Genomic DNA, 18,589 nt, shown 5'->3' on the forward strand with positions numbered 1-18,589 from the left:
GTCAGTTGCTCCCTTGTTGCGGCGCGGCATTGCCGTTCTGGCTGGCTTCGTAGTGCTCCAGCTTGCCGCTGTCCTTGAGTGCCTTGGTGACTTCCGGCGGCATGTATTTCTCGTCGTGCTTGGCCAGCACTTCATCGGCGGTCAGCACGCCGGCCTCGTTGATCTTGCCGAGGGCGACGATGCCCTGCCCTTCACGGAACAGATCAGGAAGGATGCCGCGGTACTTCACCGTGACTTCCTTGGCGAAGTCGGTGACCACGAACTCCACGTCCAGCGAATCCGCCGAACGCTTGAGCGAGCCCTTCTCCACCATGCCGCCGGCGCGGATACGCGTGTCGTGCGGCGCTTCGCCGTTGGCGATCTGGGTCGGGGTGTAGAACAGGTTGATATTTTCCTGCAGGGCCGACAGCGCCAGGCTGACGGCGACACCGACACCGGCAACGATGGCGAGAACGATGTACAGACGCTTCTTGCGGACCGGATTCACTTGCTGGCCTCCCGGCGCAGACGACGCGCCTCTTCTTGCAGGTAACGCCGGCGCGCCACGATGGGCGAGACGACGTTGATCGCCAGGACCACCGCGCAGATGGCGTAGGCGGACCACACGTAAGGGCCATGGTGCCCCATGGCGAGGAAATCGGAGAAAGACTCGAAACTCATAGCACGCGCTCCACCTCGGCCTTCACCCAGCTCGCGCGGGCTTCGCGCTTGAGCACTTCCAGGCGCATGCGCATCAACAGCACCACGGCGAAGAAGCAGTAGAAACCGGCGACCATCATCAGCAGCGGAATCCACATCTCCGGCGGCATTGGCGGCTTTTCGGTCAGGGTGAAGGTGGCCGGCTGGTGCAGGGTGTTCCACCAGTCCACCGAGTACTTGATGATCGGGATGTTCACCACGCCGACGATCGCCAGCACGGCGCAGGCCTTGGCGGCGCTGTCGCGGTTGGTGATGGCCTGGCCCAGGGCGATGATGCCGAAATACAGGAACAGCAGGATCAGCATCGAGGTCAGGCGTGCGTCCCAGACCCACCAGGCGCCCCAGGTCGGCTTGCCCCAGATGGCCCCGGTGACCAGCGCGACGAAGGTCATCCAGGCACCGATGGGCGCGGCGCACTGCACAGCGACGTCGGCGATCTTCATTTTCCAGATCAGGCCGATGGCGCCGGCCACGGCGAGCATGACGTAGCAGGACTGGGCGAGGAACGCCGCCGGTACGTGGATATAGATGATCCGGAAGCTGTTGCCCTGCTGGTAGTCCGGCGGTGCGAAGGCCAGGCCCCAGACGGTGCCGGCAGCCATCAGCACGATTGCAGCGACGGCGAACCACGGCAGCCAGCGTCCGCTGATCTCGTAGAACCACTTGGGCGAGCCAAGTTTGTGAAACCAAGTCCAGTTCATCATCAGGCTCTGTATTTCAAAGCTCTAGTCTGCCGCCGGTGCCGCTTCCCAGCCCGGCGATCGTTCGTTCACTCGCCGACGCTGATCTTCAGCCCGGCGGCGATGGCAAAGGGCGTCAGCGTCAATGCTAACGCCGTCAGGCTGGCCAGCCACAACAGGTGCCCGGCGGTGGGCAGCCCCTGCAGCGACGCCTGAAGCGCTCCGCTGCCCAGGATCAGCACCGGAATGTAGAGCGGCAGAATCAGCAAGGCCAGCAGCAGGCCGCCACGCTTGAGCCCGACGGTGAGTGCAGCGCCAACGGCGCCCAGCAGGCTCAGCACCGGCGTACCCAGCAGCAGCGACAGCAGCAGGTCCGCCAGGCAGCGCGCCGGCAGGCCCAGCATCAGGGCGAACAGCGGCGACAACAGCACCAGGGCCAGCCCTGAAACCAGCCAGTGTGCCAGCACTTTGGCCAGGACCAGTAGTGGCAGGGGGTGCGGCGAAAGGACCCACTGCTCCAGGGAACCATCCTCGAAATCGCTGCGGAACAGGCCGTCCAGCGACAGCAGCACCGCCAGCAATGCCGCGACCCAGACGAGGCCGGGCGAAAGGTTCTTGAGCATTTCCGATTCGGGGCCGACCGCCAGCGGGAACAGCGCGATGACGATGGCGAAGAACACCAAAGGATTAGCCAGCTCCGCCGGACGGCGGAAAAGCAGGCGCGCTTCGCGGGCGAGCAGCAGGGTGAAGACGTTGCTCATCGCGCCGCCTCCCGTGCGTGCTGACCCAGGTCGAGGGCGCGATAGCCTGAAGGCATGCGCTCCAGGGTGTGGTGGGTGGTCAGCACCACCAGGCCACCGCGCTCGCAATGGCCGGCGAGGTGTTCTTCGAGCTGCGCCACGCCCTGTTTGTCCAGGGCCGTGAAGGGTTCGTCGAGGATCCACAGCGGCGGCGCGTCGAGGTACAGACGCGCCAGGGCCACGCGGCGCTGCTGGCCGGCGGACAGGGTATGGCAGGGAACGTCCTCGAAACCGCGCAGGCCGACCGCTTCCAGCGCTTGCCAGATGGCCTCGCGGTTGGCCGGCTGGTGCAGGGCGCAGAGCCAGGCGAGATTCTCTTCGGCGGTGAGCAGGCCCTTGATGCCGGCGGCGTGGCCGATCCACAACAGCAGCCGGGCCAGTTCGTGGCGTTGCTCGGTAAGCGGCTTGCCGTTGAGCAGCACCTCACCGGCGGTGGGCTGCATCAGCCCGCTGAGCAAGCGCAGCAGGCTGGTCTTGCCGCTGCCATTAGGGCCGACGATCTGTAGCATTTCGCCCGCGCCCAGTCGCAAATCGAGACGCTCGAACAGCATGCGCCAGTCCCGCTCGCAGGCGAGCGCCACGGTTTCGAGGAGGGGATGGTTCAAGGGCATCGGCAACCGTCGGGCAGAAAACAGTCAGTGGTGCAAAAAAGCGGCCATACCGTCCGGACCGCCAAGCGCAGCCTCGGGCGGCGCATTATACACAGCCGTTCCTAAGCCCGACGTCAGGTTTTTCGACAGGGTGTAACGTCAAATCAGCGCACCCTGCCAGCTCAAGCGCCCTGCCCCGCGGCCGCCGGACGGTCTAAAGTCCCTGCAATCGCCGCCGATACACTGGGCGTAATCCCGTCACGCCGCCTACAGGTCCCCGATGCCAAGCGAAATTGGCGCTTCCCGTCCGCTACCGCCTACGCCGTCGCTGCGCAGCACGCAGAACGCCGCCGAGCTGACGTTCAAGCTCGCGCAAAGCCTGGGCGATCTGCTGCCGCCGGGGGAAAAGGCCCATGCGGAAGTGCTGGCGGTACGTGACGGGCAGGTGAGTTTCCAGTTGCTGCTGCGCCTGACCATGGCCAGCGGCCAGCAGGCGCTGGTGGTGGCGGAAAGCTCCCAGGCGCTGCCCAAGGGCAGCACCCTTCAGCTGTCGACTCTGAACCAGACCAGCCTCGCCGCCACCCTGCTGACCCAACCAAGACTGGGCTCGCTGGGCCTGGGCGGCGCCAGCCAGACACCGCTGGGAAGCCTCGACCTCGACGTATTGCCGGTCGGCACGCTGATCCAGGGCAAGGTCGATGCCAGCCAGTTGGTCGCCCTCGGCAAGGCCGAACAGGTGGTTTACAAGGTCCTGGTGACGCTGCTCAACACTCCGCTGGCCGGGCGCCAGCTGAGCATCGAATCGCCCAACCCGCTACCGCTCAACAGCCTGCTCAGCGCCCGTGTGCAGGACCAGCAGGCCTTGCAGTTCCTGCCGATGAATGCCCGCCTGGAACAGCTCGACCTGAGCCTGCAACTCAGCGCCCAGCAGAGCCGCCAGGGCCCCCTGGACGGGCTGCTCAAGGCGCTGCAGGGCGCCGGCAGCAACCCGGACGTGAGCCCCGAGTTGCGTCAGTCGGTGGACAAGTTGCTCGGCGCACTGCCGGACATTCGCCAGCTCAGTGACGCCAAGGGCGTGGCCCAGGCCTTCCAGCAGAGCGGCGCGTTCCTCGAAGGGCAGATGCTGCGCGGTGTCGAAAGCCTTCCCCTGGACCTCAAGGCCAACCTGCTGCGGCTGATCGCCCAGTTGCTGCCTGCCGTACAAGGCGGCACGGCGGCGGCCGTGCTGAACAATCTGCCGAGCAACGCCATGGCCGGTGCCAGCAATCTGGCGCAGGCCATGCCGGCCTTTGTGCGCAACGCCCTGGGTGTCATCGGCCAGACCAGCGGGCGCACACCGTCAGCGATCAGCTTTCCGCTCCCCAGCCGGCTTGCCAGTGAGCTGGAGCAGGAAGGTGATCTCGAATCGCTGCTCAAGCTCGCCGCGGCCGCGGTTTCGCGCCTGCAGACACACCAGCTGGGCAGCCTGGCGCAAAGCGACGTTCTCCCCGACGGCACGGTGGTGAATACCTGGCAGCTGGAAATCCCCCTGCGCCATCAACATCAGATGGTGCCGATCCAGGTGCGTATCCAGCAGGAAGAAAAGGACAGCCCGGCCAGCGAGCGCGAGCAGCAGACCCGCGACATGCTCTGGCGCGTCGACCTGGCATTCGACCTGGACAGCCTCGGCCCGCTGCAGGTCCAGGCCACCCTGGCCCACGGCAGCATCGGCACCCAGCTGTGGGCCGAGCGCGACACCACCGCCAACCTCATCGATGGCGAACTGGGCACTCTGCGCCAACGCCTGAGCGACGCCGGCCTGACCGTGGGCGAGCTGAGCTGCCGCCAGGGCAAGCCGCCCCAGGGGGCGCGGACGGCCGTGGAACAGCGCTGGGTGGATGAGACCGCATGAAGAAGGCCAGGAAAGCCCCACACCAGGTGATCGCGCTCAACTATGACGGGCAGAGCGCGCCGACCCTCACCGCCAAGGGTGACGACGAACTGGCGGAAACCATCCTCGCCATCGCCCGCCACCATGAGGTGCCGATCTACGAGAATGGTGAACTGGTGCGCCTGCTGGCGCGCCTGGAGCTGGGCGACGCGATTCCCGAGGCGCTCTACCGCACCATCGCCGAAATCATCGCCTTCGCCTGGTATCTCAAGGGCAAGAGCCCGCTGAACGACACGCCAGGGGCGCCGCCGGACGCGATGCCCCTGTTGCTGGAAGGACCGGACTCCCGGCGCCAGTGACCAGCCTCAGCTGCGACACTCGCAGCCGAGCTGGGCCGGCGGATGATCGCCTGCCGGGGCGAAATCGCAGAACTCTCGAACCGATTGACGGATTGGCTGCCGGTCCTCGCTGTGATAGAGCACCATGCCGCTGGTCACTTCGCGCAACTGCGCCAGCGACAGCGGCTTGTCCAGCACATCCAGCAGCGGTACGCGGTTGGCCCAGGCCCATTGCATCAGCCCGCGCTTTTCCTCGGCACTGTAGTGCCCGACCAGCAGGAACTGGCGGAAGGTATTGCTCTGGCTCAGCGCCTTGAGGCTCAGCAGCTCGCCGGGCCCCGGGCGGAAGTCGTCATGGATGAACAGGCTGTAGCGTTGCCGGGTGGCGAGCGCCTTGCGTACTTCATCCAGGTTCAGGCACAGGCTCAGGTGATAGAACTCCAGACGATTGAGCAGCACGCTGTAGTTCAGCAGCCGACCGGGATGCGAGCACAGCACCATGGCACGTCGGGAAATGGTCGCCATATCGATGGCCTCGGGAGAAGTTTTGACGAGGCCAATTTAGCGACGATTTGACGCCTTTCTTATCAGATAAATCCGAATCACCCGTCAGCTTCATCCCACAAAATCCTGATCAGATGGATGGTAGTCCGCCGCTATCGCCCAACATCGGCACGGAACTGCCCCCCAGCTTTCGCCATCCATGCAGTCCGGATCGGAATATGGAACCTGTTCAACTTTGAGAGCCAGCCCGGCGACAGGTGGGCAAAAGCACATGAAGTCGCCGTGCTCTTCGGCTACACACAACCGTCAAGCTGTGCAGTGACCGGAACCGAACCGGCAGTCACCAGTGTCAATTGGACGACGGGGAGCCGGAAGGACGAGTTCTCGGTGATTCGATTGGCAAGCACCTCCATCCGTTCATGCCGTCCACCGTGCGGCAAGGGAAGTCTGATTTTGAGCAAGATGAATGATCTGGCCAGCGGGGCCCCCAGCACCGAACTCAAAGGCGGCCTGAAGTCCCGCCATCTGACCATGATGTCCATCGCAGGAGTGATCGGCGCGGCGCTTTTCGTCGGCTCAGGCAAGACCATCGCCATGGCAGGGCCGGCTGCGGTACTAGCCTACCTGGGCGGCGGCATTCTGGTGGTGCTGGTCATGCGGATGCTCGGCGAAATGGCCGTCTCGCAGCCCGATACCGGATCGTTCTCCACCTACGCCGACCGCGCCATCGGACGCTGGGCCGGTTTCACAATCGGCTGGCTGTACTGGTACTTCTGGGCTCTCCTGATGGGCTGGGAGGCCTTCGTCGCCGGCACCATCCTCAACAGCTGGTTCCCGATGATTCCGGGCTGGAGCTTCGCCCTGATCGTCACGCTGGCGTTGATGCTGGTGAACTTCATGAACGTGCGCAACTACGGCGAATTCGAGTTCTGGTTCGCCCTGATCAAGGTCGTTGCCATTGTCCTATTCATCTGCATCGGCGGCCTGGCGATCGCCCACCTGTGGCCATGGGGGAACACCAGCGGATGGTCGAACCTGACCGCCGTCGGTGGCTTCATGCCCAATGGCGGGCAGGCCGTGGTGGTAGCCCTGCTAGGCGTGATGTTCGCATTCCTCGGCGCCGAGATCGTCACCGTAGCCGCAGCCGAGTCGGCCAATCCCGGCAAGGAAATCATCAAGACGACTAGATCGGTGGTCTGGCGCATCTGCCTGTTCTACATCGGCTCGATCTTCATCGTGGTGGCCCTGGTGCCCTGGAACAACCCGCACCTTGGCGATCCGACCTGGGGTTCGTATCGCGTCACCCTGGATATGCTGGGTATTCCCCACACCGGTCTGATCGTCAATTTCATCGTCCTGACCTCGGTGTGCAGCTGCTTCAACTCGGCGCTCTACACGGCCTCGCGCATGCTCTACTCGCTGTCGCGACGCGGCGATGCCCATCGCATCATGCAGATCACCGGGCGCAGCACCGGCACCCCCTACGTGGGCGTGATGATCTCCAGCATCTTCGCCCTGGTGGCGATATTCCTGTCGGCCATGCACTGGATGGACGTGTATGACGTGCTGATGCAGGCCACCGGCACCATCGCCCTGTTGGTCTACCTCGTCATTGCGTTCTCCCAGTTGCGCATGCGCCGCAAGCTGGAGGCCGAGGGCCGGGACATCCAGCTCAAGGTCTGGCTGTTCCCGTGGCTGACCTATGCCGTGATCGTATTCATCATCGGCGCCTTCATCATCATGGTCTGGGAAGGAACCTACTTCTACGAAGTCGTCTACACCCTGCTGCTGGCAACAGTCATCGTCGTCATGGGCATCGTCGCGCAGACGTTCAACATCGGCACGAACAGTCGCAAGCACTGAGTACGGCGACAATCACCACGCCCCACTTCCGGGGCCTGATTCATTTTCGGGCTAGATGCCCGGCACTCAGTCGCGCACCTTGCCCTGATGCAGGCGGGCGACCAGCTCGGCCTCGGCCTGGGACAGGCCGCAGCTCTGGGTCAGGTCTTCGGGGCTGGCGCCCATGCCGACCAGGCGCGCGGCCTGGCTGAAGGACAGGCTGGTGGGGTCGCGCTGCTCGATGCGCACCAGGCGCTCCGGCAGCGGCGCGACCTGTTTGGTCAGCTCGCGCAGCTCTTCGCCCATGCGGATATTGATCTGCTGGTACGACTCGATGCGCTTGCCCTGCTCTTTCAGGCGCTGCTCGAACACTGCCAGCTGCTTGGCCAGTTCGGCGGCCTGCGCCTGCTGGTCGCGCTGCCGGCCGGACAGCCAGACGCAGGCCAGCGCCAAACCGGCGCAGACGATACTGAGTACCACCAGGGCGATCAGCACCTCAGATGCTCTCCAGCTCCGACCACTCTTCCTCGGTCATCATCTTGTCCAGCTCGACCAGGATCAGCAGCTCGCCGTTCTTGTTGCAGACGCCCTGGATGAACTTGGCCGATTCCTCGTTACCGACGTTCGGCGCGGTCTCGATCTCGGACTGGCGCAGATAGACAACCTCGGCAACGCTGTCGACCAGGATGCCCACGACCTGCTTGTCGGCCTCGATGATGACGATGCGGGTATTGTCCGAGACCGGCGCCGGGTCCAGGCCGAAACGCTGGCGGGTGTCGATCACGGTGACCACGTTGCCGCGCAGGTTGATGATGCCCAGCACGTAGCTCGGGGCACCGGGGACCGGCGCGATCTCGGTGTAGCGCAGCACTTCCTGGACCTGCATCACGTTGATGCCGTAGGTCTCGTTGTCCAGGCGGAAGGTGACCCACTGCAGAATCGGATCTTCGGCACCTTGCGCTGACGTTTTCTTCATATCCCCTCGCCTCTTCTGGTACCGCGCCGCCTGCGGCGCGATGGTTGTCTTTCAATAAGGTAGCGCCCGGCCTCAGGGCTTCAGGTGCTTCGCCGCGCCGCTGGCGATCAGTTCGGCCAGGGCCGAGACATCCAGCAGCGCGCACATCTGGTCGATCACCGTGCCGGCCAGCCACGGGCGCTGCTGGCGCTGGCTGCGCCACTTCACCTCGGACGGGTCGAGGCGAACCGAGCGGCTGACCTGGTGCACGGCCAGCCCCCACTCGTAGCCCTGCACGGAAATCACGTACTGCAGCCCCTCGCGGTAGTCGTCGCGGTAGCGCTCGGGCATCACCCAGCGCGCGGTGTCGAGCACCTTGAGGTTGCCGTTCTGCCCCGGCAGGATGCCAAGGAACCAGTCCGGCTGGCCGAACAGCGGGGTCAGGTCGTGCCCCGCCAGCGGATAGATCGAGCCCAGGCAGACCAGCGGCACTGCCAGGGTCAGGCCGGCGACGTCGAACAGCAGGCACTCGAACGGCTCGGCAGCCCATACCGGACGACCATCGTCGAGCAGCTTCAGCGGCGCGGCGGGCATCTCGGCGCTGCCGGGCTGGTGCAGGTCGATGACCTGGCCGATCTGCGCCGGCGGCTCGTCGGCGATCGGCGCCTCGATGACCGGGGCGACCGGTTCGGGCAGCAGGGCTTCGATGACCTTGGGTTCAGCAACTGACGCGCGGGCGACGCCGCTCAGGCGCGCATCACGAACCTGCTCTTCGAGCACGGCCGCTTCGAATTCGTCGAGGCTGACGCTGGTTTCCGGCGCCTGCATCACCGCTGCCTGAGGTTCGGCGGTGAGTGGCTCCACCGGCTCGCTGACCACCAATGCCACCGCGGCGACCGGAACCGGTGCAACGGGTGCGGCAACGGGCTGCGCCAGCGGCTCCACGGCGAAGTCTTCGAAAGTGGCCTCCTGCAGCAGCGCATCCAGGTAGGACTGCAGCGCGAGCTGGGGGCGAGTGGCGGTAGCGGAACGACTCATGATGGATAACCGCGCAAGGTAACTGTCCAGCCTATCGGCAGCGGATGCGCAGGACTTGAACGCATCCGTCGGATTCTTCTGTGGGTGCCAGCCATGCTCAGGCTACCTGGCTCGCCGGCACATGGGCCAGCAGATGCTTGAGCAACGCACGGTAGGCGATCACGCCCCGGCTGTTGCTGTCGTTGCGCGACGGCACCATGCCCAGGCGGCTGGCGTCGCGCAGCTTGGTGTCCACCGGGATGAAGGCTTGCCACAGCGTGTCCGGGTAGGTATCGCGCAATACCCGCAGGGTGCCCAGGGACGCCTGGGTGCGGCGGTCGAACAGGGTCGGCACGATGGTGAACGGCAGCGCCTGCTTGCGCGAGCGGTTGACCATCTTCAGGGTGTTGACCATGCGCTCCAGGCCCTTGAGGGCGAGGAACTCGGTCTGCACCGGGATCACCAGGTGCTGGCTGGCCGCCATGGCGTTGACCATCAGCACACCCAGCAGCGGCGGGCTGTCGATGATCGCATAGTCGAATTCGTTCCACAGTTGCGCCAGGCTCTTGGCGATCACCAGGCCCAGGCCGTTCTGCCCCGGCGATTGGCGCTCCAGGGTGGCCAGCGCGGTGCTCGATGGCAGCAGACGGATGTTCTCGTGGCTGGTGGGCAGCAGCAGTGACTCGGGCAGTCCCTCGGGCACGTTGCCCTGGTGCAGGAACAGGTCGAAAACGCTGTGCTCCAGGCTGTCCGGGTCATGGCCGAAATAGCTGGTCATCGAGCCGTGGGGGTCCAGATCGACGATCAGCACGCGCTTGCCGGCATCCGCCAGCAGGCCCGCCAAGGCGATGGAGGAAGTGGTCTTGCCGACGCCACCTTTCTGGTTGGCTACCGCCCAGACTTTCATAGTGCGCGCTCCCCGGTGGCACAGCATCGGCTCAGGATCGTAGTCATGGTTCTCATTGCCCTGTGGCCGATGACGAAGAATTGACGGCACCACTGGCGGGCGCCTCACTGGCAAGCACTGGTGCAGGTTGCGTGCCAGCATGCCGCAAGGCCGGATCGGGCTGTGCCTTGCCACTACCGACACCGCTGATGCTGCGGCGCACCTCCAGGTTGCGGGAGATCACCAGCACCACCCGGCGATTGCGTGCGCGACCATCCGCCGTGGCATTGTCCGCCACTGGCTGGAATTCGCCATAGCCCACCGCCGCCAGCCGACCGGCGTCGAGGCCGTCCTGGGCGAGCATGCGGACGATGCTGGCGGCACGGGCCGCGGACAACTCCCAGTTGGTCGGGTACTGCGAATTATGGATCGGCACGTTGTCGGTGAAGCCTTCGACATGCACCGGGTTGCGGTAAGGCGCCAGAATCCTGGCGACCTTCTCGATGATGGCGAAGGCAGCGTCATTGGGGATCGCGTCGCCGCTGGGGAACAGCAGGCTGGAATTGAGGGTGATCTCGATCCAGAACTCGTTGCCGCGCACCGACAGCTGTTCGCTGGAGATCAGGTCGCCGAACGCCTGGCGCACGCTGTCGCTGATCTGCTGCAGGGTATCGGGGCTGCCCTGGGCCTGCCCTTCGTCCTGCGGTTCGGTGATCGACTGGTCCGGCTGCTGGGTGCGCGGGCGCTCCTCGCCGACGGGAATCGGGCGGATCGAACGGTCCGGCTGGTTGAACACGCCGGTCAGGGTTTCCGAGAGGATCTTGTACTTGCCTTCGTTGATCGAGGAGATCGAGTACATCACAACGAAGAAGGCGAACAGCAGGGTGATGAAGTCCGCATAGGACACCAGCCAGCGTTCGTGATTCTCGTGTTCCTCGTGGCGTCTGCGGCGAGGCATGTCAGTGGCCTGCGCGATCGATTGACGAGATCAGCGTTGGATGCCAGGGGCTTCCAGACAGGGCGGCGAGACGAGCCATAGTTACTCTATGGCGAGGAGCGCCAACGCAGTATGGGAGACTCTGGCGCCGAAGATGGCTTGGCGAATCGGTCAAGCAGGCCACTTTGTCCCTCCCCCTCAGCCGACGAAGCCTTGCAGCTTCAGCTCGATGGAGCGCGGGTTCTCGCCTTCGGCGATGGACAGCAGGCCCTCCATCAACATTTCGCGGTAACACGACTGGCGCAGCACGATGCTCTTGAGCTTGTTGCCGATGGGCAGCAGCAGGAGGTTGGCCAGGCCGACGCCATAGATGGTGGCGACGAAGGCCACGGCAATGCCGTTGCCCAACTGGCTGGGGTCGGCGAGGTTGCCCATCACGTGGATCAGGCCCATCACCGCGCCAATGATGCCGATGGTCGGCGAATAGCCGCCCATGGCTTCAAATACTTTGGCCGCCGCGAGGTCGCGGCTTTCCTGGTTGTACAGGTCGACTTCGAGGATGCTGCGGATGGCCTCGGGCTCGGTGCCGTCCACCAGCAGTTGCAAGCCCTTGCGCGCATAGGGGTCACGCTCGGCGTCGGCGACGGTTTCCAGGCCCAGCAGGCCTTCCTTGCGCGCCGTCATGCTCCAGCCGACCACCTGGTTGATGCCGCCGACCAGGTCCACCTTGGGCGGCAGGACCATCCAGCGCAACATGGTCAGCGCCCGCTTGAGCACTGCCACCGGGGTCTGCAGCAGCGCGGCGGCCAGGGTGCCGCCGACCACGATCAGCGCCGCCGGGCCGTTGGCCAGGGCACCGACGTGCCCGCCCTCGAGGAAGTTGCCACCGATGATGGCAACCAGCGCGAGGATCAGGCCGACCAGGCTGAGGACATCCATCAGCCGCAGGCCTCGGTCAGGTGGCGACCGATGTCGTCCAGGCTGTACACCGCATCGGCCAGGCCGGCCTTGGCGATCGCCATGGGCATGCCGTAGATCACGCAGCTGGCCTCATCCTGCGCCCAGACCTGGGCGCCGCCCTGCTTGAGCATGCGCGCACCTTCGCGGCCGTCGGCGCCCATGCCGGTGAGAACCACCGCCAACACCTTGTCGCCATAGGCCTTGGACGCGGAACCGAAGGTCACGTCGACACAGGGCTTGTAGTTCAGGCGCTCGTCGCCGGGGAGAATGCGGATAGCGCCGCGAGCGTCGACCATCATCTGCTTGCCGCCGGGAGCCAGCAACGCCACGCCGGGGCGCAGTATGTCGCCATCCTCGGCTTCCTTGACGGTGATCTTGCACAGCTTGTCCAGGCGCTCGGCGAAGGCCTTGGTGAAGGCCGCCGGCATGTGCTGGATCAGCACCAGCGGCGCGGGGAAGTTGGCAGGCAGCTGGGTCAGGACCCGCTGCAGCGCCACCGGCCCACCGGTGGACGTACCGATGGCTACCAGCCGGTAGGGCTTACGCTTTGGGGCGGCGGAAGTCGTCGGCGTCGGAGTCGCTGGCGCATGGCTGCTGCCCGAGGAAGCGGGAGCGGCATGGCGCGCGGCGCTGCTGGCCGCCGGTGCGGCTGAAGTCGGCGTGCTGGAGGAATAGGACGAGTACGCGGCAAAGCGGCGATTGCTCTTGGCGATGGTGTGGACCTTCTCGCACAGCAACTGGCGGACCTTGTCCGGGTTGCGCGAGATGTCCTCGAAGTTCTTCGGCAGGTAATCGACGGCGCCGGCGTCCAGCGCATCCAGGGTCACCCGCGCGCCCTCGTGGGTCAGCGAGGAGAACATCAGGACCGGCGTCGGGCAGCGCTGCATGATGGTCCGTACGGCGGTGATGCCATCCATCAGCGGCATCTCGTAGTCCATGGTGATCACGTCGGGCTTGAGCGCCAGCGCCTGATCGATCGCCTCGCGGCCGTTGGTCGCCGTGCCGACCACCTGGATCTGCGGATCAGCCGAAAGAATCTCCGAGACGCGGCGGCGGAAGAACCCCGAATCGTCCACCACCAGGACTTTGACAGCCATAGACACTCCTGAAAAAAACTTCTTCCATCACGGGCGCGGGCCCCGCGGCCCGCGCACGGTGGTCAGATACGACGGGCGTAGCGCTTGAGCATGCTCGGCACGTCGAGGATCAGCGCGATGCGCCCGTCCCCGGTGATGGTCGCTCCGGCCATGCCCGGCGTGCCTTGCAGCATCTTGCCCAGCGGCTTGATCACCACCTCTTCCTGGCCCACCAGTTGGTCGACCACGAAGCCGATGCGCTGGGTGCCCACGGAGAGGATCACCACGTGGCCCTCGCCCGGCTCGTCATGCTGCGCGCCCGGCACCAGCCAGCGCTTGAGGTAGAACAATGGCAGCGCCTTGTCGCGCACGATCACCACTTCCTGGCCGTCGACCACGTTGGTGTTCGACAGGTCGAGGTGGAATATCTCGTTGACGTTGACCAGCGGGAAGGCGAAGGCCTGGTTGCCCAGCATCACCATCAGGGTCGGCATGATCGCCAGGGTCAGCGGGACCTTGATGACGATCTTCGAGCCCTGGCCCTTGGTCGAGTAGATGTTGATGATCCCGTTGAGCTGGGAAATCTTGGTCTTCACCACGTCCATGCCGACACCGCGGCCGGAGACGTCGGAAATCTCGGTCTTGGTCGAGAAGCCCGGCGCGAAGATCAGGTTGTAGCAGTCGGACTCGGACAGGCGATCGGCCGCGTCCTTGTCCAGCAGGCCCTTCTCCACCGCCTTGGCGCGCAGCACGTCCGGGTCCATGCCTTTGCCGTCGTCGGAGATCGACAGCAGGATGTGGTCGCCTTCCTGCTCGGCGGACAGCACCACCTTGCCCGAGCGCGACTTGCCGGCGGCTTCGCGCTCGTCCGGGCCTTCGATGCCGTGGTCGACCGCGTTGCGCACCAGGTGCACCAGCGGGTCGGCCAGGGCTTCGACCAGGTTCTTGTCCAGGTCGGTTTCTTCGCCGATCAACTCGAGGTTGATCTCTTTCTTCAGGTTGCGCGCCAGGTCGCGGACCTGCCGCGGGAAGCGGCCGAAGACCTTTTTGATCGGCTGCATGCGGGTCTTCATGACCGACGACTGCAGGTCGGCGGTGACCACGTCGAGGTTGGAGACGGCCTTGGCCATCGCCTCGTCGCCGCTGTTCAGGCCCAGGCGCACCAGGCGGTTACGCACCAGCACCAGTTCGCCGACCATGTTCATGATCTCGTCCAGGCGGGCGGTGTCCACGCGCACGGTGGTTTCCGCTTCGTTGGCCGGCTTCTCTGCGGCGGCGGCCGTGCTGGGCTTGGCCGCGGCAGGCTTGGCGGCAGCAGCCGGTGCGGGCGCGGCGGCGGGCTTGGGCGCCGGCGCAGCAGGCTGGGCAGCCGGCTTGGCGGCCGCAACCGGCTCTTCCTTCGCGCCGGTGAACTGGCCCTTGCCGTGCAACTCGTCGAGCAGCTTCTCGAATTCGTCGTCGGTGATGTTGTCGTCGCCGGAGGCCGCCGGAGCTTCCTCGGCCCTGGTCGCGGCAGCAGCCTCGACGGGAGCGGCGGCTTCTTCCTTCGCGCCGGTGAACTGGCCTTTGCCGTGCAACTGGTCGAGCAGCGCTTCGAACTCATCGTCGCTGATCTCGTCACCGCCACTGGCGGCCGGAGCCTCGGCCAGCGGAGCCGGGGCGGACTTGGCGGCTTCCTTGGCGCCAGCACTGAACTGGCCCTTGCCGTGCAACTGGTCGAGGAGTGCTTCGAATTCGTCGTCGGTGATGTCGTCGCCACCCGCGCCAACCGGTGCGGCAGGCGCATCAGCGGTGGGCTCGAGGGCATCCATCAGTTGCTCGAACTCGGCGTCGGTGATGTCGCCGTAGGCGGCTGGAGCTTCTTCCGCCACTGGCTCGGCCACGGCCGGAGCAGGAGCTTCGGCCGGGGCGGCGTTCGGGTCGGCCAGGCGCGACAGGGCAGCGAGCAGCTCGGGCGTCGCCGGAGTCGGCTCCTGCGCGTCACGCACCTGCTGGAACATGACGTTGACGGTATCCAGCGCCTGCAGCATCACGTCCATCAGCTCGGCATCCACGCGGCGTTCGCCCTTGCGCAGCATGTCGAACACGTTTTCGGCGATGTGGCAGCACTCCACCAGCGCGTTCAGCTGGAGGAAGCCGGCACCACCCTTGACGGTGTGGAACCCACGGAAGATGGCATTGAGCAGGTCCATGTCTTCCGGGCGGCTTTCCAGCTCGACCAGTTGCTCGGACAGTAGCTCGAGAATCTCGCCGGCCTCCACCAGGAAGTCCTGGAGGATTTCGTCATCGGCGTCGAAGCTCATTCGGTGCTCCCTCTACAGCGTCAGGCGACGCTTAAAAACCAAGGCTGGACAACAGGTCGTCGACATCGTCCTGACCGGACACGACGTCCTTTCTTGTATCGGCAGCAATCTGCGGACCTTCACCCTTGGACGATCTTTCTTTTTCCACCGCGTCGCGCATGCCGTCGTGGTCATGCTCGATACCGGCGTAGCGATCGACCTGACCCGCCATCCAGACCAGCTTGACCAGGTTCGACTCGACCTCGGTCACCAGCTTGGTGACGCGCTTGATCACCTGCCCGGTGAGGTCCTGGAAGTCCTGCGCCAGCAGGATGTCGTTCAGGTGGGCGGAGAGCTTGCGGCTGTCCTGGGCGCTGATGTAGAGGAACTGCTCGACGCGCTTGGCCAGGTCGCGGAAGGCGTCGGCGCCCAGCTCGCGGCGCATGAAGCGCGACCAGTCTTCCTGCAGCTCCTTGGCCTGGGTCTCGATGTGCATGACCACCGGAGTGCACTCCTCCACCAGGTCCATGGTGCGATTGGCCGCTTTCTCGGTCATCGTCACCACGTAGGACAGGCGGTCGGTCGCGTCGGCGATCTGAGACATCTCCTCGGCGTGCCGGGAGTTGGGATCGATCTGGAAGTTGACGATGGCGTTGTGCAGCTCGCGGGTGAGCTTGCCGACCTCCTGGTAGAGGCCTCGGTCGCGCGCCTGGTTAAGCTCGGAGATCAGTTGCACGGCGGTCTGAACGTCGCCGCGTTCGAGGCAGTCGACCAATTCGCGCGCGTGTTTTTTCAGGGTCGACTCGAAGTCACCCGCGGATTCGTTGAAATCCATGACGCCCTCTATGCCGGCCTTAGCTGCCGACCCGCTCGAAAATCTTCTCGATCTTTTCTTTCAGCACCTGAGCGGTGAAAGGCTTGACCACATAGCCGTTGACCCCGGCCTGGGCCGCTTCGATGATCTGGTCGCGCTTGGCTTCGGCGGTGACCATCAGCACCGGCAGGTGCTTGAGGCGCTCGTCGGCGCGGACCGCACGAAGCAGGTCGATGCCGGTCATGCCGGGCATGTTCCAGTCGGTCACGAGGAAATCGAAGTTGCCGCTGTGCAGCATCGGCAGCGCAGTGGTGCCGTCGTCGGCTTCTGCGGTGTTGGTGAACCCCAGGTCTCGCAGGAGGTTCTTGATGATGCGCCTCATCGTGGAAAAGTCGTCCACGATGAGAATTTTCATGTTCTTGTCCAAACCTGCCTCCATCGATACCAAACGCGCCCTGGCGGGCGTGCCGTCAATTCATTGAGCGCCGTGCGCTCTTTGGGGTGGATGCGTCAAAGGAACGTCACCCAAAAATTCGTAAGCCTATAACTTGCCTAAGGAAATTCCTTTCAGGCTTTACGCTCAGAACAAGCAGCCGCGAAACTACCCGATGCTCAGCGCGCGCGCCACTCCGCCAGTCGCGAGCGCAGGCGCGCGGCGCACTGGCTGTGCAGCTGGCTGACGCGGGACTCGCTGACGCCCAGTACTTCGCCGATCTCCTTGAGGTTGAGCTCCTCGTCGTAGTACAGCGCCAGGACCAGCCGCTCGCGCTCGGGCAGCTTGGTGATGGCGTCGGCCAGCGCCGCCTGGAAGCGTTCGTCTTCCAGGCCGTGGGACGGCTCGTTGTCGTGATGCGAAGCGTCTTCGGCAAGGCCACCGCCCTGTTCACCGTCCTGCAACATGTCATCGAAGCTGTACAACCGGCTGCCCTGGGTGTCGCTGAGGATGCCGTAATAATCTTCGAGGCTCATATTGAGTTCGGCAGCAACCTCCTGATCTTTAGCGTCACGTCCGGTGCGCGCCTCGACGGCGCGGATGGCGTCGCTGACCATACGGGTGTTGCGGTGCACCGAACGGGGCGCCCAATCGCCCTTGCGCACCTCGTCGAGCATGGCGCCACGGATACGGATGCCGGCGTAGGTCTCGAAGCTCGCGCCCTTGCCCGCGTCGTACTTCTTCGCCGCCTCCAGCAGGCCGATCATCCCGGCCTGCATCAGGTCCTCCACCTGCACGCTGGCCGGCAGACGGCCCAGCAGGTGGTAGGCGATGCGCTTCACCAGTGGTGCGTGTTTCTGGATCAGCAGTTCCTGGGAGTTATGCGCCTGTGCCTTGCTGTACATACGCGCTCCGGAGGCCGCGGTCATACGGCCGAACCCGTGGGATGTTGCACCAGGCGCTCGACGAAGAACTCCAGGTGCCCTCGTGGGTTGGCCGGCAGCGGCCAGCTGTCGACCTTCTGCGCCACCGCCCGGAAGGCCAGGGAAGCCTTGCTGCGCGGGAACGCCTCATACACCGAACGCTGCTTCTGCACCGCCTTGCGCACCGACTCGTCGTAGGGGATGGCGCCGACGTACTGCAGCGCCACGTCGAGGAAACGGTCGGTGACCTTGGTCAGCTTGGCGAACAGGTTGCGGCCCTCCTGGGGGCTGTGGGCCATGTTCGCCAGCACGCGGAAACGGGTCATGCCGTAGTCGCGGTTGAGCAGCTTGATCAAAGCATAGGCATCGGTGATGGACGTGGGTTCATCGCAGACGACCAGCAGTACTTCCTGGGCCGCGCGAACGAAGCTCACCACCGAGTCGCCGATACCGGCGGCGGTGTCCACCACCAGCACGTCGATGTTGTCGCTGATGTCGCTGAAAGCCTGGATCAGGCCGGCATGCTGCATCGGCGTGAGGTGCACCATGCTCTGGGTGCCCGAGGCCGCCGGGACGATGCGGATGCCGCCGGGCCCCTGGAGGATCACGTCGCGCAGGTCGCATTCGCCTTCGATCACGTCGGCCAGCGTGCGCTTGGGCGACAGGCCCAGCAGCACGTCGACGTTGGCCAGGCCAAGGTCGGCGTCCAGCAGCATGACGCGGCGACCAAGATCGGCCAGCGCCAGCGACAGATTCACCGACACGTTGGTCTTGCCCACGCCACCCTTGCCACCGGTGACTGCGATTACCTGAACGGGATGCATGCCCATATCAATACCTTGTCTCGTCGTTCGACCGTCACGCTTCTGGCGTTTCGGCTAATCCGGCTGCGGTGCTCCACCGCTTCCGGTGCTCGCGGATCATCTTGCAGAGCATCCGCATCGCTTGGGCGGCCCAACCGGCCGCCCCACGCCCCACCCGGG

At 65.1% G+C, this 18,589-nt stretch carries 21 protein-coding genes; 3 read left to right on the top strand and 18 right to left on the bottom strand.

Going from position 1 to position 18,589, the window contains the following annotated elements:
- Position 1: 1 nt before the first annotated feature.
- The 5 genes from ccmE to ccmA form a co-directional block, all read right to left on the bottom strand.
- Positions 2 to 487, bottom strand: coding sequence for a cytochrome c maturation protein CcmE (ccmE, locus tag LDJ84_RS21100; RefSeq protein ID WP_024765946.1), 486 nt, complete (start codon positions 485 to 487; stop codon positions 2 to 4).
- Positions 484 to 660: a heme exporter protein CcmD gene (ccmD, locus tag LDJ84_RS21105; protein ID WP_024765945.1), complete on the bottom strand. Its 177-nt coding sequence runs from the start codon at positions 658 to 660 to the stop codon at positions 484 to 486. The genes ccmE and ccmD overlap by 4 nt, the downstream gene beginning before the upstream one ends.
- Complete coding sequence (locus LDJ84_RS21110; protein WP_089285719.1) at positions 657 to 1,403, bottom strand: heme ABC transporter permease; 747 nt, start codon at positions 1,401 to 1,403, stop codon at positions 657 to 659. The genes ccmD and LDJ84_RS21110 overlap by 4 nt, the downstream gene beginning before the upstream one ends.
- Positions 1,404 to 1,468: 65 nt before the next feature.
- The gene (gene ccmB / locus LDJ84_RS21115; protein WP_037007440.1) at positions 1,469 to 2,140 is read right to left on the bottom strand and encodes a heme exporter protein CcmB; all 672 of its coding nucleotides are present in this window, start codon (positions 2,138 to 2,140) and stop codon (positions 1,469 to 1,471) included.
- The gene (gene ccmA / locus LDJ84_RS21120) at positions 2,137 to 2,790 is read right to left on the bottom strand and encodes a cytochrome c biogenesis heme-transporting ATPase CcmA (protein ID WP_226045374.1); all 654 of its coding nucleotides are present in this window, start codon (positions 2,788 to 2,790) and stop codon (positions 2,137 to 2,139) included. The genes ccmB and ccmA overlap by 4 nt, the downstream gene beginning before the upstream one ends.
- A 259-nt stretch (positions 2,791 to 3,049) precedes the next feature.
- Here ccmA and LDJ84_RS21125 point away from each other — a divergent pair, with 259 nt between their 5' ends.
- Both LDJ84_RS21125 and LDJ84_RS21130 read left to right on the top strand, forming a co-directional pair.
- Positions 3,050 to 4,660 carry a flagellar hook-length control protein FliK gene (locus LDJ84_RS21125; RefSeq protein WP_226045375.1) on the top strand — a complete coding sequence of 537 codons (1,611 nt, stop codon included), beginning with the start codon at positions 3,050 to 3,052 and terminating at the stop codon, positions 4,658 to 4,660.
- Positions 4,657 to 4,998 carry an EscU/YscU/HrcU family type III secretion system export apparatus switch protein gene (locus LDJ84_RS21130; RefSeq protein WP_024765939.1) on the top strand — a complete coding sequence of 114 codons (342 nt, stop codon included), beginning with the start codon at positions 4,657 to 4,659 and terminating at the stop codon, positions 4,996 to 4,998. The genes LDJ84_RS21125 and LDJ84_RS21130 overlap by 4 nt, the downstream gene beginning before the upstream one ends.
- A gap of 6 nt (positions 4,999 to 5,004) precedes the next feature.
- Here LDJ84_RS21130 and LDJ84_RS21135 read toward each other — a convergent pair whose 3' ends face one another.
- Positions 5,005 to 5,502 carry a hypothetical protein gene (locus LDJ84_RS21135; RefSeq protein WP_024765938.1) on the bottom strand — a complete coding sequence of 166 codons (498 nt, stop codon included), beginning with the start codon at positions 5,500 to 5,502 and terminating at the stop codon, positions 5,005 to 5,007.
- A 441-nt stretch (positions 5,503 to 5,943) separates the two neighbouring features.
- Here LDJ84_RS21135 and LDJ84_RS21140 point away from each other — a divergent pair, with 441 nt between their 5' ends.
- Positions 5,944 to 7,344, top strand: coding sequence for an amino acid permease (locus LDJ84_RS21140; protein WP_051445688.1), 1,401 nt, complete (start codon positions 5,944 to 5,946; stop codon positions 7,342 to 7,344).
- Positions 7,345 to 7,410: 66 nt separating this feature from the next.
- On the opposite strand, the gene LDJ84_RS21145 is transcribed toward LDJ84_RS21140, so the two are convergent.
- The 12 genes from LDJ84_RS21145 to fleN all read right to left on the bottom strand — a co-directional run bounded on the left by LDJ84_RS21145 (position 7,411) and on the right by fleN (position 18,436).
- Complete coding sequence (locus tag LDJ84_RS21145) at positions 7,411 to 7,818, bottom strand: DUF2802 domain-containing protein (protein ID WP_084357436.1); 408 nt, start codon at positions 7,816 to 7,818, stop codon at positions 7,411 to 7,413.
- A 1-nt stretch (position 7,819) separates the two neighbouring features.
- Positions 7,820 to 8,299 (bottom strand): chemotaxis protein CheW, encoded by a 480-nt coding sequence (locus LDJ84_RS21150; RefSeq protein ID WP_015476565.1) that lies wholly within the window; start codon positions 8,297 to 8,299, stop codon positions 7,820 to 7,822.
- A gap of 72 nt (positions 8,300 to 8,371) precedes the next feature.
- Entirely contained in the window at positions 8,372 to 9,316 is a 945-nt protein-coding gene (locus LDJ84_RS21155; protein WP_024765936.1) for a CheW domain-containing protein, read from the bottom strand.
- Between the two features lie 97 nt (positions 9,317 to 9,413).
- A complete protein-coding gene (locus tag LDJ84_RS21160) occupies positions 9,414 to 10,202 on the bottom strand; it encodes a ParA family protein (RefSeq protein ID WP_024765935.1) in 789 nt (262 codons plus the stop codon).
- Positions 10,203 to 10,254: 52 nt separating this feature from the next.
- Positions 10,255 to 11,139, bottom strand: coding sequence for a flagellar motor protein MotD (gene motD / locus LDJ84_RS21165; protein ID WP_024765934.1), 885 nt, complete (start codon positions 11,137 to 11,139; stop codon positions 10,255 to 10,257).
- 177 nt (positions 11,140 to 11,316) lie between these two features.
- The gene (locus LDJ84_RS21170) at positions 11,317 to 12,057 is read right to left on the bottom strand and encodes a flagellar motor protein (RefSeq protein ID WP_024765933.1); all 741 of its coding nucleotides are present in this window, start codon (positions 12,055 to 12,057) and stop codon (positions 11,317 to 11,319) included.
- Positions 12,057 to 13,175, bottom strand: coding sequence for a protein-glutamate methylesterase/protein-glutamine glutaminase (locus LDJ84_RS21175; protein ID WP_226045376.1), 1,119 nt, complete (start codon positions 13,173 to 13,175; stop codon positions 12,057 to 12,059). The genes LDJ84_RS21170 and LDJ84_RS21175 overlap by 1 nt, the downstream gene beginning before the upstream one ends.
- Positions 13,176 to 13,237: 62 nt before the next feature.
- The gene (locus LDJ84_RS21180; RefSeq protein ID WP_226045377.1) at positions 13,238 to 15,457 is read right to left on the bottom strand and encodes a chemotaxis protein CheA; all 2,220 of its coding nucleotides are present in this window, start codon (positions 15,455 to 15,457) and stop codon (positions 13,238 to 13,240) included.
- Positions 15,458 to 15,488: 31 nt separating this feature from the next.
- On the bottom strand, positions 15,489 to 16,271 hold the full coding sequence (locus tag LDJ84_RS21185; RefSeq protein WP_024764972.1) for a protein phosphatase CheZ: 783 nt from the start codon (positions 16,269 to 16,271) through the stop codon (positions 15,489 to 15,491).
- 19 nt (positions 16,272 to 16,290) lie between these two features.
- Positions 16,291 to 16,665, bottom strand: a complete 375-nt coding sequence (locus LDJ84_RS21190; protein WP_085988857.1) for a chemotaxis response regulator CheY — start codon at positions 16,663 to 16,665, stop codon at positions 16,291 to 16,293.
- A gap of 197 nt (positions 16,666 to 16,862) precedes the next feature.
- The gene (fliA, locus tag LDJ84_RS21195) at positions 16,863 to 17,612 is read right to left on the bottom strand and encodes an RNA polymerase sigma factor FliA (protein ID WP_024764971.1); all 750 of its coding nucleotides are present in this window, start codon (positions 17,610 to 17,612) and stop codon (positions 16,863 to 16,865) included.
- Positions 17,609 to 18,436, bottom strand: a complete 828-nt coding sequence (fleN, locus tag LDJ84_RS21200; protein ID WP_017520297.1) for a flagellar synthesis regulator FleN — start codon at positions 18,434 to 18,436, stop codon at positions 17,609 to 17,611. Before fleN ends, fliA begins: the two co-directional genes overlap by 4 nt.
- Positions 18,437 to 18,589: the final 153 nt, after the last annotated feature.

Origin of the sequence: Pseudomonas sp. HS-18, assembly GCF_020401845.1 — a bacterium.
GTDB classification, from domain to species: Bacteria; Pseudomonadota; Gammaproteobacteria; order Pseudomonadales; family Pseudomonadaceae; genus Pseudomonas; species Pseudomonas nitroreducens.